General features: G+C 65.1%; 9 protein-coding genes. 4 read left to right on the forward strand and 5 right to left on the reverse strand.

Annotated elements, in window-relative coordinates; translation table 11 throughout:
• Together amrB and amrA are read left to right on the forward strand one after the other, a co-directional pair.
• Positions 1 to 127, forward strand: a 127-nt coding sequence (amrB, locus tag GY769_19590) for an AmmeMemoRadiSam system protein B (protein MCP4204124.1), incomplete at its 5' end; no start/stop codon positions are given.
• The gene (gene amrA / locus GY769_19595; GenBank protein ID MCP4204125.1) at positions 128 to 697 is read left to right on the forward strand and encodes an AmmeMemoRadiSam system protein A; all 570 of its coding nucleotides are present in this window, start codon (positions 128 to 130) and stop codon (positions 695 to 697) included.
• A gap of 69 nt (positions 698 to 766) precedes the next feature.
• On the opposite strand, the gene GY769_19600 is transcribed toward amrA, so the two are convergent.
• The 4 genes from GY769_19600 to GY769_19615 form a co-directional block, all read right to left on the reverse strand.
• On the reverse strand, positions 767 to 1897 hold the full coding sequence (locus GY769_19600; GenBank protein ID MCP4204126.1) for an ABC transporter permease: 1131 nt from the start codon (positions 1895 to 1897) through the stop codon (positions 767 to 769).
• Positions 1898 to 1978: 81 nt separating this feature from the next.
• Entirely contained in the window at positions 1979 to 3178 is a 1200-nt protein-coding gene (locus GY769_19605; GenBank protein ID MCP4204127.1) for an FtsX-like permease family protein, read from the reverse strand.
• A gap of 29 nt (positions 3179 to 3207) precedes the next feature.
• Positions 3208 to 3921 carry an ABC transporter ATP-binding protein gene (locus GY769_19610; protein MCP4204128.1) on the reverse strand — a complete coding sequence of 238 codons (714 nt, stop codon included), beginning with the start codon at positions 3919 to 3921 and terminating at the stop codon, positions 3208 to 3210.
• 32 nt (positions 3922 to 3953) lie between these two features.
• Positions 3954 to 5075: an efflux RND transporter periplasmic adaptor subunit gene (locus GY769_19615; GenBank protein ID MCP4204129.1), complete on the reverse strand. Its 1122-nt coding sequence runs from the start codon at positions 5073 to 5075 to the stop codon at positions 3954 to 3956.
• A 146-nt stretch (positions 5076 to 5221) separates the two neighbouring features.
• Between GY769_19615 and GY769_19620 the strand changes: the two genes are divergently transcribed.
• The gene (locus tag GY769_19620; GenBank protein MCP4204130.1) at positions 5222 to 11533 is read left to right on the forward strand and encodes a BamA/TamA family outer membrane protein; all 6312 of its coding nucleotides are present in this window, start codon (positions 5222 to 5224) and stop codon (positions 11531 to 11533) included.
• A 136-nt stretch (positions 11534 to 11669) separates the two neighbouring features.
• Positions 11670 to 12482 (forward strand): hypothetical protein, encoded by an 813-nt coding sequence (locus GY769_19625; GenBank protein ID MCP4204131.1) that lies wholly within the window; start codon positions 11670 to 11672, stop codon positions 12480 to 12482.
• 19 nt (positions 12483 to 12501) lie between these two features.
• Here the strand turns inward: GY769_19625 and GY769_19630 are convergent, their stop codons facing one another.
• Complete coding sequence (locus GY769_19630; GenBank protein MCP4204132.1) at positions 12502 to 13305, reverse strand: polyphosphate kinase 2 family protein; 804 nt, start codon at positions 13303 to 13305, stop codon at positions 12502 to 12504.
• Between the last annotated feature and the right edge of the window lie 85 nt (positions 13306 to 13390).

Below are 13390 nucleotides of genomic sequence, written 5' to 3' on the forward strand. Positions count from 1 at the left end.
ACTGCTCGCCAGCGCCCGGAGGCGAGGCATGCGCTGCGATCTGCTCGATCTGCGCAACTCCGGAGATACCGCTGGCGATCGCAGCCGCGTCGTCGGCTACGCGGCGTTCGCTTTCTACGAGAACTAGATGACGACCCAGGTGGAATCCACCGCCCGGCGCGGAGCGGTCCTGCTCCGGCTGGCGCGCCGAGTCATCGAGAGCGAACTGGGCCTCGGAGGCGAGCGGGCGGACGATCTCGAGGCCGATTGGCTAGATCAACCCGCCGCCACCTTCGTTACCTTGCACCTGGACGGCCGCCTGCGAGGCTGTATCGGCAGTCTCGGCGCCCGACGAACGCTGCGCGAGGATGTGACCCGCAACGCCCTTGCGGCGGCTTTCGAAGACCCGCGGTTTCCGTCGTTGACGGCCGAGGAGTTGGCGAGCGTGAGCCTGGAGGTTTCGATCCTTGCGCCCGCCGAGCCCATGCAGTGCTCGAGCGAGGACGAGCTTCTGAAGGCGCTGCGGCCCGGTGTCGACGGGCTGGTTCTCGAGTGTGGGGCGCACCGATCGACCTTCTTGCCGCAGGTCTGGGAGAGCTGTCGCGAGCCACGGCGTTTCGTGGCGGCGCTGAAGCGCAAAGCCGGCCTGGCGAGCGACTTCTGGAGCGAGGAGATTCGCTTCTGGCGCTACACGGTGGAGAAGTTCGGCGAAGACTGAGCCTCTTGGAGTTTGGGGGGCGATAGGCCAAAGTCGGCCAGCGTCGCTACGGGTGTTTAGCCAAGCTGCTCACTCGGCGCGGAGAGCCTCGACCGGATCCAGTCGGGCGGCTCGGCGCGCCGGCATCACCCCGGACGCGATGCCGGTCAGAAAGCTGACGGCGATGGCCGCGAAAACGAAGATCGCGGGCGTGTGGACCGGCAGTCCTGGGACGGCGGTGCGGATGAGCGCGCACAAACCGAGGCCGGCTCCGATTCCAAGCAGGCCGCCGAGCATCGCGAGGACCGCCGCCTCGGTGAGGAAGACGAGCTCGACCTGACGTCGGGTCGCGCCGAGCGAGCGGATGAGCCCGATCTCGTTGGTGCGCTCGCCGACCGCGATCCACATCATCGTGAGGATGCCGATCGCGCCGACCAGAAGCGAGACCCCGCCGATGGCGCCCACCGCCATCGTGATGATGTTCATGATGTTGCCGAAGGTCTCGAGCATCGCTGCCTGGGTGGTGATCGTGACGTCGTCCTTGCCGCCGTGACGCTCCATGAGCAGTAGCCGAATCGCTTCGGCGACGTCCTCGGGCTTGCGGCCGTGGGCGAACGTCAGATCGATTTCGTTGAGCTCGTCTTGATTGAAGATCCGCATCGCCGTCGTCACCGGGATGAAGGCGGCGTCGTCGAGGTCGAAGCCCATCATCTGCCCCTTGGACTCCATGACACCGACCACACGAAACCGAGAGCCGGCGATCTTGACGAACTTACCCAGCGGGTTCTCGCTGCTGAAGATCTCGCGTTTGAGCTTTGGGCCGAGCACCGCCTGCTGGAAGCCCTGCCGCGGGTCGCCTCCGGGCCAGAAGTCGCCAATTCGCACGGTCCATCGCCAGACCTCGTCCATCTCGGGGGTGATGCCGTAGACGAAGACACTGCGACCTCGACCACCGGCTTCGACGCGCGCCATGCCGAAGGAGAACGGCACGACGTCCTCGATTCCGGGGATCCGGCGCAGAGCCTCGGAATCGTCCAGCGTGAGCTTGTGGGTGCTGCCACCGAAGATACCCGGGATGCCACCGGTGTCGATCTTGCCCGGATTGATGGCGATGATGTTGGTGCCAAACTGCGAAAACTGCTCCACCATGTAGCGCCGGGTGCCCTCTCCCAGCGAAGTAAGCAGGATCACGCTGGTGACTCCGATTGCGATCCCGATCATCGACAGAATCGATCGCAGTCGATGGCTGGTGATGGCCCTGAGGGCGAGGCGGATGAGCTCGAGCACTGCGCAATCCTTACTTTATCTGCGGCTGAGAGCGGTCACGGGGTCCAGCCGGGTCGCACGGCGCGCCGGCAGGAATCCGAAGACCGTGCCGACGGCGACCGAGAGGCCGAAGGCGGCGGCAACGGCCCAGAGCGGCGGGCTCGCGGGCAGCGCCGGATAGAGCTGAACCAGGAGGGCGACTGCCAACCAGCCGACCGCGAGACCGAGCAGCCCTCCGGCGGCCGAGATGAAGGTCGCCTCGGTCAGAAAGGCCGCGAGAATCTGCGGGCCGGACGCGCCGATCGCCTTCAAGAGCCCGATCTCTCGCGTGCGCTCCGACACCGAAACCAGCATCACGTTCATGATGCCGATACCGGCGACGGACAATGAGATCGCCGCGATCGCTCCGACCACCAGCGTCAGGGTGTCGAGAATCTGGGAGAAGGTCGCAACCACTGCGTCTTGGGTCAGGATGGTGATGTCCTCTTCTTCGTGTCGCTCGGTGACCAGGCCGAGGATGGACTCCTTGGCGATATCTAGATCGGAATGGGCATGGACCTGCGCCACGACTCGAAATAGGGAAGAGCGATTCAACATGCGCATGCCGGTGCGAACCGGCACGATGGCAATGTCGTCGAAGTTGACGCCGACGTTCACGCCTCCTTCCGCGAGCACGCCGATCACACGAAAGCGCCAGCCACCGACCCGAAGAATTTCTCCGATTGGATCGGCGGCGCCGAAGAGCTCGCGGGCTGCCTTGGAGCCGAGTACGAGCTCGGCTCCGCCGCGGAACATCTCCTCGGCCGGCAGGAACTCGCCTCGGGCCATCTCGAGGTCACGTATCTCGAGGTACGATCGGGTGGTTCCAAAAACCGGCATCTGGCGCCGGCGGTCGCCCGTAGAGACCTCCTCGGTCCCGACGGTGACGGGCGCGACCTTGTGGACCGAGCGGATCTCGCGCTCGATCGCCAGAGCGTCGTCGAGAGTCAGGTCGTTCGGTACGCCCCCGAACCCGAACGAGCCCGAGGTCTCGGTCTTGCCGGGCATGACGATCAGGAGATTCGTGCCCAGTCCCGCGAACTGGTCGATGACGTAGCGCCGAGCGCCTTCGCCCAGAGCCGTCAGGATCACGACCGCGCTCACGCCGATCATGACCCCGAGCAGGCTCAGCGCCGTACGCAGACCGTGTCCCTTCAGGCTACCGGCCGCGAAGCGCAGCACGTCGCGCCACCGGATCGAATGAAGTTCTTTTTGCGCCATCGCGGTCAGGTCTCGGTGAGGATGGCCAGAATCTCGTCGAGTTGATCGCCGCGTACGCGTTTGGCGATCTTGCCGTCCACGAGGACAACGATGCGATCGGCGCGCTGGGCTACCTTGAGGTCGTGGGTCACGACCAGAAGCGTGAGCCCGGCATCGTTCATCTTGTCCAGTAGATCCAGGATCACGTTGCCCGATTTGGTGTCGAGGTTGCCGGTGGGCTCGTCGGCGAGCAGAATCGACGGCTTCATGATCGTCGCGCGGGCGAGCGCGATGCGCTGACGTTCGCCTCCGGAGAGCTGCTCGGGCTGGTGATCGGCGCGATTGGACAGCTCCACCGCCTCGATCGATTCGGCGACTCGCTGTCGTCGCTCGGCTCGTGGAATGCCGGCGAAAATCATCGGAAGCTCGACGTTCTCGGCAGCCGTCAGCCGCGGCACCAGATGAAAGAACTGAAAAACGAATCCGATGCGATGGCGACGGACCTCGGTCAGCTCTCGGGTCGATAGATTCCCGACCGCTCGGCCCTCGAGCTCATAGGTCCCGCCCGATGGGCGATCGAGGCAGCCGAGAATGTTGAGCAGCGTCGATTTGCCCGAACCGGAGGGACCCATGATCGCGACGTGTTCTCCGGACTGGATCTCCTCGTTGATGTCGACGAGCGCGTGGACCTTCTCCTCGCCGACCTCGAAGGTACGGTCGATTCCTCGCAGCCGGATCATCGTTTCGGATTCGGTGAGGCTTGCTGGCTGGCTCACGTCTCGTCGGTGTCGGATACCGCCTCGGCCTTGGCACCGTCCTCGATATCGGCCTGATCCAGGGACACGACCACGAGCTCGCCCTCGGCGAGACCGTTCAGGACTTCGGTGAAGTTCCAGTTTCGAATGCCGACCTCGAGATCACGCTCGTGCAGGGTTCCCTCGTTGAGCACCATCGCCTTGTTGCCCTCGATCAACGCGGCGGTCGGAATGCGCAGGACCTCGTCTCGAGTCTCGAGAATCACCTCCAGGTCGGCCGAAGTACCTGGAAGAAGCGTCGAGGCGAAGTCAGAGTCCTCGAGCTCGGCTTCGACCTCGACGGTGCGGTTCTGCTCCTGGATGTCGAGCACATAGGGGGCGACTCTGGTGATCTTGGCCGCGAACTCCCGACCTCGGTGCGAGTCGATCGTGACCCGAACCTGCTGGCCTGCTCGAATGCGGGCCGAGTCGACCTCGTCCATCGGCGCGGAAATGTAGATCGAGGACGGGTCGATCATGTCGAGCACCGCCGGGATCGGCAGCGCCGGCGGCGAGGGCGTGGTCCACTCGCCGACCTCGACCGTCAACTCGGCAATGACGCCGTCGAACGGCGCCCGAAGAAAGGTCTTGGAAAGCTCGGTTCGGGTTAGAGATACCGCCGCGCGCGCGCGGGCGGTCTGGGCCGAGGCGGCGGTGCAGGCGGCGTCGGCGGCAGAGTGTGCGCTCTCGGCCTGGTCGAGCAGGTCGATCGAAACGATCTGGTCTTTGGCCAGGCGCTGGACTCGCTCCATTTCGCGTCGGGCGCGCTCCGACGACACGCAGGCGCGGTTTTCCTCCGCTCGCGCCGCTTCGAGCTCGCGCTGTCTCAGGACGAGGTTGGCTTCCTGGGTCCTGGCGTCGAGCTCGAGGATGATGTCGCCTTTCGAGACCCGGTCGCCCTCGCGAAAGGGCAAGGCCAGGACCTGGCCCCCGACTTCGGGCGACAGCCTGGCGCGGTGGCGAGCCGTGACGGTACCGGCTCGCGAGTTCGTGATCGTCGCTTCGACCCGACCCTTCGCGACTCGCTCGACGCGAACCTTCAGAGGCTCGGGCGCCAGCACGGTCAGGCGTAGGATCCAGATCAGAGCGACTACGCCCACCGGTATTCCGATACGAAGAATCCAACGACGCATATTCAAAACTGTAGCAGTAACAGAGCGCCGCGCGCGATCGCTCTGGACAGCAGCGCCCCTCTTGCCTCTTCGGGTGGGTCGGGGCCCTCAGGGCTTAGTACGATGGAGCTGCCGTGTGTCGTCGACCGCGTTCCCCCACCCCTTGGCTACGACGCCTGGTATGGGCGCTTCTGGCCCTGCTGGGGCTCGTCGCCGTAGCGGTCGGGGTGCTCTGGCTGGCGTTGGGATCGTCTTCGGTACGGCAGAAGGCACTGGCCAGAGCGAGCCAGTGGGCGGAGACCAAGTTCGGGATCACCTTCAGCGCGCGCGACGTGTCCCTCCAACTCAGTCCCTTACACGGCTCGCTCAGCCTTGAGGGTGTCGAGGTAGCGAGCGTTTCGGCCGGGCCCTTTCTGGTCGCGGAGGACGTTCGGCTTGTGGCAAGCCCCTGGTCGGTTCTGCATGGCGCACGTCGAGTGAGCCACTTCGGAGTGTCTGGCGTGGTAGTGGATCTGGCCGGTGTCCCACCGGCGTGGCTGGAAACAAGCGACGAGGAGGCCGACGGTCCGCCACTGACGCTGCCTGAGGTGGATATCCTCGCTATTCACGGCCTGAGTGTCAGATCGCTCGCTTCGGTCTACGAGGCCGAGTGGCTGGAGGCAGCGCAAGCCGACGAATTGGCGATTGCTGGGCGGCTTCAAGACCAGCGCCTCGAGCTCGGTCTGGTGGAAGGTCGAATCACGATCGATACGACCTTCACGCAGTCACTCGTGCTCGGCCTGGACGGCCACGCGGCTCGCACGTCGGACGGAGTCATGATCTTGGATGGCTTGGAGCTCGCGTCCCCAGAGCTCGCCCTTCGTCTCAACGCGCGAGGCTCCGGGTTCGAGGATCTCTCGGGCGACTACGAATTGGAGCTCGATGCGGGCACAGTTCTTCGGGGCCAGGCTTCGGCCGCCAAGATCAGGGCGTCGGGTGTCTTCGATTCGGCACGAAAGCACGCCACTTTGAAGCTCGCGGCTCCGAAACAGAGCCTCGCTCTCGTCGAGGATCTCGTCGGTCCGGAGGTGTGGTCGCGCTACCCACTGGGCGATACGAGCTTCGATCTCGAGGCGGATCTCGAGCTCGACAACGGCAGGAGCGACGGTGAGGTGCGCTGGCAGGCGAGGCGAGCGGGAGTCGAGGTCTTGAGTCTGGAGGCGCAGCCCAGGCTCTCGATCGACGCGGGCTCTCTCGAGATGCCTTTCGAGGCTGCGGTCTATCCGGGCCGCGGAGGAACGCGCAGGTTGAGTGGAGTGGTCAGGGCCTCCGACGTGCGCCAGCCGGCTGCGGCGGTAATCGAACGAGGTGGGTGGGCTGTGAACGTCCCCGATCTCGAGTCCGAGCTCAGCTTCTTGCGAGTCCAGTGGCCGGAGCTTGTCTCGGCCGAGCTGTACAGCGCCCTCCGGAGTGGCGCCCGAGGCGCTCTGGCCGGCGACGGCACGGTCAACGGCCGACTCGTCGACCCTGAGCTGCAAGCCAGACTGGACTGGCAGCCGACATCGGCGTCGTTGGTGGAGGTGTCCTTCGCCGGATTCCCGGCTCAGGGTTCGGGAGACTCGACGGTTCGGCTGGCGGGACTGCCTGTGGATCTCTTCTTGGACGATGTTTCCGGACTGGTCAGCGGGAAGGCGTCGGCATCGCGTACGGGCACGAGCTCCCCGGAGATCCAGTTCGAGCTCACGACTTCTGCCCTTTCCTGGACCGGAGAGGCAGTCCTTGACGGCGCCAGCCTGAAGGGGCGATCGCGGGACGGGATCCTCGAGTGGGAAGCAGAGGGGAGATCGCCCACCCATGGACCCCTCGTGGCGGCCGGTACCCTCTCGACCGAGCTACCGATTGAAAGGGGAGAGGCACGGCTGCAGGTCCTCGCCGGTCCGGCCGCGCTTTCACGCCTCGATCTCGAGGCTCGGCTGGAAGGCGGCGTGCTCCGGGTCGCGACCCGAGAACCGGCCGCGGTCTTCGGCTCGAGCGCGACGGTGGAGGCGGCAGTGCCACTGAAGACCCTAGCCGGGTCGATTCCGGCGCTGGCGGACCTCATCCGCGAGGACCGGGTCCCTGGAGTCGGCGGTCCGATCGTCGCCGAGGTGGAGATCGAGCCCGGCGACTGGACGGGCGCGGTCGAGGACTTCACCGGGCACCGACTGGAAGCAGCGGCCGCCGGTGGCAGCCTGGAGATCGCGCTCGATCCGATGAAACCCGCGCTGGCAGAGGGCCGATTGACAATCTCAGGACTCGAGGTCGCCACCGAGACCGGTCGATGGCGGGCCGCGGAGGCTCTGGCGGCCCACTTCGGCAACGGTAGGGTCGAGATCGAGCCCTGGCGCCTCGTGAGCGAGCTGGCGCAAGTCGAGCTGAACGGCGATCTCTCACTCTGGCCCGGCTGGACCCCTGACCAGCCTCTGTCGCGCTTGCTCGCGCGGGGCCGCGGTGTTGTCGTCGCCGAGGCGCCGGCCGCTGACCACGACCTTCCCGGTGGTCTGCGGTCGCTCAACCTGCCGTGGCGGGTGGACAGCGGCCGGCTGGAGATCGTCGACGGGCGGTTGATCTTCGCGGGCGCCGATCCGGCCGATCCGGAAGAGCAGGGCAGGGTCGAGGCCGCGTTGCCGCTCGGAGGCGGGGAGGGTGGCCGAGTTTTCGACCTTCATCTCGAGGTGCCTTCTCGCGACTGGCGTGAAGTGCTTGGCCGGGAAGGGCTGGCGGAGGAAATCGACTCGTTGATCGCGGCACTCGAGGTCGAGCTGACCGGCGAGCTCGACGATCCCCTGGGCGTCAGCGGGTACATCGTCGTTCCCGAGTTTCGAGCGCGACTGGGTGAAAGGATCTCCGAGCTCGAGAAGCCACTGACGATTTCGATCCGAGACCGACGCGCCTTGCTCGAAGAGGGTGTCTTGAAAACTGCGGGAGAGTTGTTCAGTTACCGCGGAAGCATCGATCTTGCGGAGACCTGGTCGGCCGAGGAGGGCTGGGAGGCTGCGATAGCCCGGCTCGAGCTCCTGGCGCACGGGCGGCTCGACGGCGCGGTGTTGAACCCTCTGCTCCTGGGCGGAGTCGCCTCGGGCTCGGTCGAAGTCGACGTCTCGCTGTCGGGGGCCCTCGAGAATCTCGAGGGGCGGGCGCGAGTAAGCGGCGAGATAGCCTCAGTTGTCTATCGCGAACCCTATCTGGTCAGGCTGTCGGCGCTCGATATCGACCTCGGTTTCAGCGACGGCACGGTCGAGGTGCGCCGAGGGCATCTGAAGCTCAACGAGGGCGAGCTGGACCTTTCGGGAGTCGTCCTGGATGGAGAGGGAGTCACGGATCTGCGTTTGGCACTGCGAGACGCGAACTTTCGCCTGGACCACGGGCTGATTGTCAAGGTCGACAGTGATTTACGCTACCGATCGCCCCTGCCTCCGGAGGTGATCTCCGCCCTGGCCGAGGCGTCCGAACGCGACGCGTTGGTGTCGGGCCGGATCGAGGTGGATCGAGGCTATCTGACCCGACGCATCAACCTGGACGTCGATTTTCTGACCCAGCTGCTGGCGCCGATCGACCTGACCTCGACCACCGACGATCCACTCGAGGCGATCGAGCTGAACCTCCAGGTAACCACCCGGGAAGGCGTTCGGGTAAAGAACAATATCGCCGATCTCCTGGCCAGGTGGGACCCGATCTCGGTTCACGGCAGTCTTCTGCGGCCGGTGATCGAGGGGGTCGTCGAGGTCGAGCCGGGTGGCCTGGTCCACCTCTACGGGCAGACGGTTCGGCTCGACAGCGCGTCGATCTCCTACCCGGGCGATCTGGGCGCCGAGCCCAGGTTGGATCTGGAGACCACGACGTCCTTGGAGGACCCGTCGATCGGCCAGCTGGCCGGCAACGACCCCTTTCGAGGCGAGGATGAGACCGACCAGCCGGTCGTCGGCCTGGACGACGTCACCGGCGATCTGGCTCTTTACTACGGCGAGCAGCTTGCTCAACGGTTGAGTGAGTCGCTTGGCGAGATCCAGGTCTCGATACGGCCGGTGCTCGTTTTCGGCGAGGCGGATCCGACCACGCGCCTGACGGTGAGCCGGGACTTCTCCGCCAACGTGGCACTCGCAGCCTCGGTGGACCTGCGCAATGCCGAGAACCAGACCTATGTAATGGACGTCCGCGAGCTGCAGCGCCTGCCGGGACTCGTCGGACAGACATTCACCGACGACGAATCCGCCTACGGCGGCTCCCTCTTTCAGAAGCTGGAGTTCGGAGGGGCGCGGCGGCTCGAGGACACGGGTCCGCGGATTCGCCGGATTCGAGTCCCGAAGCTGGCAGGTGTTTCGAAACGAAGCATCAAGAGGAACCTGGGAATCGCGAAGGGCGACCGCCTGGCTCCCGGGTCGGCGTTCGCCGCCGAGGTCGAGTTGATCGAGCACCTACGGCGGCGCGGCTACCCGAGCGCCTCGGTGCGCATGATCGCTTCCCTCGATGAAGCCGGCGAGCGAGTCGAGTTGGACGTCGAGCTGGAGGCGGGACCCAGGATCGATTTCCGCTTCATCGGTGAGAAGATCCCGAAGGCACTGCGCGGATCCGTTCGAGACCTCTACCGGGTTGAAGCACCCGAAGCCGAGACGCTGGGCGAAATCCGGGCACAAACCGTTCGTGTGTTGCGCAGCCGGGGATTTCTGGATCCCCAGGTCGAGGTCGAGATCGTCCACGGAGAGTCCGACAGCAATCGGACGATCGAGGTGCGGGGTGAGGGCGGCGTGCGCATCGAGCCCGGGCCTCCGGTGTTCATGGGGCTGGGGCCGGAAGACGCCGAGATCGTCGCCCAGCGGTTCGCGGGACCCGTGCAGCGGGTCGAGCTGGCGCTGGGGCTGCCCGAGGCGGACCAGCGCCTGGTGAGCACTCTGGTCAAGCTCGGTTATCCGGACGCTCGAATCGTCCGGCGATGGTCCGAGCAGGAGGGCAAGGGCCTAAACGTCGAAGTCGAGACCGGAGCGCGCCGGCGAATTCACTCGATCGCACTGACCGGTGTCGACAACGATACGGAGCGAGCCAGACTGACCGAAGCGTTGGCGGTCACGGCGGAGAGCCCGGCGCGCGGCGATCTTCTGGCGCTTTCGGTGCTGCAGCTCGGCGAACAGCTCGAGGAGGACGGCTATGGGCGCGCGCGCGTTTCGCTCGCGACGGAGGAACTTCCCGGAGATCCCTTCAGAACTGCCGTGATCTTCGACGTAGTCAAGGGAGAGCGCGAGTCGGTGGGCGCGGTCGATTTCGACGGATTGCGGGCGAGCCGCAAGTCCTGGGCGGGGCGAGTCACCGACCTCGAAGCCGGGGACACGCTGGGGCCCAGCACTTTGAATTCGGCTCGGCGCAATCTTCTGAGTACGGGAGTGTTCTCGTCGGTGTCGTCTCGGGTCGAAGGCGCCGAGGGTGCCGGCGAGCTCGTCGTTTTCGAGGTGGAGGAGCGCGAGCGCTACGAGCTCGCCTACGGTGCCCGCTGGCGAAGTGAAGACGGCTTGAGCGCGGTTCTCGACGCGTCCAACCGAAATCTCCTCGGTCGAGGCGCCACGGTTGCCATGAGGGCGCTCTACCGGGATGACGACCAGAGCTTGCGTTGGCTACTCCGGCTGCCACGCGCCAGGAAGAATGCCGGCAGCTTCGAGATATTCGCGTCGGCTCGAAGCCGGGTGGACGCGGGCATTGTCGAAGACATTCTCGAGACCACGCTTCAGTATTCGCGGCCCTTTGGCGGGCACTCCACGGTACGTGTCTACGGTCGCTACCGTGACACCGAGCTTTCCGAAGAGAACCCGGATCCTTTCCTCCCGTTCGAGGAGAGAATCAAGCGGCCGCTCTTCGGGACGCAGTACATTTTCGACAATCGGAGCTCGGATCCGATTCATCCTCTGGGAACGTTCGTCAGTGTCGATCTTTCCGGCAGCGATCAGTCGTTTGGCGACTTCGGCTTCGCCCGCGTGTTCTCTCAGCTACGTCATTTTCGTGATCTGCCGCAGCTCGCGGGCAGGCGGCTCACTTGGGGACAATCACTCCAGCTCGGCGCCGCCGAAGCGTTTGGGGAACTGTTTCTGCTCCCGGTGGACCGCTTCACCGCAGGCGGTGAGTACTCGGTCCGAGGCTATGGCTTCGAGTCGCTGGGGCCGGAGGACGAGCGGCTTTTCGCGAGCGAATCCGCCGTTGTTGTCCTCAATCAAGAACTGAGATGGAAGGCGTTGGACCGGCTGTCGCCGGTGGCCTTCGTGGATGTCGGCAACGTCTATCAGGATCTGGGCGATCTGGGCTCGGCCCTCTTCGCGTCGGTTGGTTTCGGGGTGCGCGCCCTTACGCCGGTCGGCCTTCTGCGCCTGGACCTCGCGCACGCGCTAGATCGCCGGAGCGTGGATCCCGAGTTCAAGCTCTATTTTGGTCTCGGTACCTCCTTCTAGTTCGGGCAGCGGGGGACGTGGCGGGTTCGATATGGCACCTGGCTTGCGCTAAGCTGGTGCAGGGCCCGCGCGGCCCAAGCGAAAGGGAGGAGCCAGAGTTTTGTCCAGCAGATCGAAAAGAACTTTTGTAGTCGCCGTGTCCACTTTGCTGGTCCTGGCCATGAGCCTGGACGTCGAGGCCGGCAAGAAGAAGAACAAGAAGAAGAAGAGTAAGAAGAAGGCGGCCGCAAGTGTCACGGCGACGACCGAGGTCCCAAAAGCCAAGCTGACGACTTCGTTCTCGGGACAGATAAGGTCCGCGCAGAAGCATCTTCTGGCCTTCAACACTTCCGCCGCGGCGGCCGCGCTCGAGTCGGTCGAGTCGGAACGCGAGCCCGCGGTGTTGGCAGCCAGAGCTCGGGTTCTCGAGCAGAACGGTAGTTACGACAGCGCCGCCAGCATGCTGGAGGAGGCGGCCGCAGGTGCCGCCGGTTCACCCGAGCCCCTGATCTATCTGGGTGAAGCGCTGCTTCACGCCGAACGGCCCGGTGCCGCCGACGACGCTTTTGCGCGGGCGGAGAGCCGCGCGCGCAGCATCTTGAGCCTGGATCCCGAGAACGTGGACGCGCTGTACTTTCTCGGAGTCGCCGAGCAGCGCCGGATGCGCTTCGACGACGCTCTCGAGACGCTGACGAAGGTCCGAGCCGCGCGGCCGCGCGATGCGGTTGCCGCCTATCAGGTCGGTGCGACCCTGGCGTTCAAAAAGGACTGGGTAGGCGCGATGGAGGCCCTCGACGAGGCTATCGAGCTCGATTCGAGCATCGCTTACGCGTACTACTACCGTGGCCTGGCCGCCGGTCAGGCCGGCCGGAAGGACCGACTGGTTATCGATCTGGACAAGTTTCTCAAGATGGCCCCCCACGCTCCCGAGGCGGAGCGGGCCCGGAGAGTTATCAAGGCGGCGCAGTAGTTCTTGGCCCGACCGGAGCTCAGATAACCTCGATCTCGTCCAATCCCGCCTCGGCTTCCGGGTACTGGGGATCCATCCTCTCGAGGGTGGACACCAGGACCCGGGCGATGGCCAGGTTCCGGTACCACTTCTGGTCTGCCGGAATTGCGTACCAGGGTGCGTGTTCTGTGCTGCACAGAGTCAGGGCCTCCTGGTAGGCGGCCATGTACTCGTTCCATTGCCTGCGCTTGTCGAGATCGCCGCGCGAGAACTTCCAGTGGCGCGTGGGGTCGGACAGCCGATCCTCCATTCGCTGCTTCTGTTCGACCTTTGAGATGTGGAGGTAGAACTTGAGGATCACAGTTCCGGTGGCGGCGAGCAGTTCCTCGAACTGGTTGATCTGCTCGTAGCGCCGGCGCCAGACAGGTTCCGGAACGAGGGAGTCCACCCGCACGATCAGCACGTCCTCGTAGTGGGATCGGTTGAACAATCCGATCATGCCCTTGCCCGGTACCGCCCGGTGAACGCGCCAGAGATAGTCGTGCGCGAGCTCTCGCTTGCTGGGCGCCTTGAATGAGGTTACCTGCACGCCCTGTGGATTGACTCCCTGGAAGACTCGTCGAATCGTCGAGTCTTTGCCGCCTGCGTCCATCGCCTGCAGCATGACGAGAAGCTTTTGCTTACCCTCCGAATAGAGGCGGAACTGGTAGTCGGCGAGCTGCTTGCGGAGTTTTCTGAACTCGCGCTCGGCCTCGTCGCGATCGTCGTGGAACTTCTCGGCTCGGGTGGCCAACCGGCTCAACTCGAGCGGTCGACCCGGAATTATGCGGTGGCTATCGGGCACGTGACCTCCTTTTGGCGAAGCGGCATTCTATCGAGCCGAGGCCAACCCGATTCTCTCGCAGGTTGGCAGCGAAACGCCGGAGGGT

Source organism: bacterium, from assembly GCA_024224155.1.
Classification (GTDB): Bacteria; Acidobacteriota; Thermoanaerobaculia; order Multivoradales; family JAHEKO01; genus CALZIK01.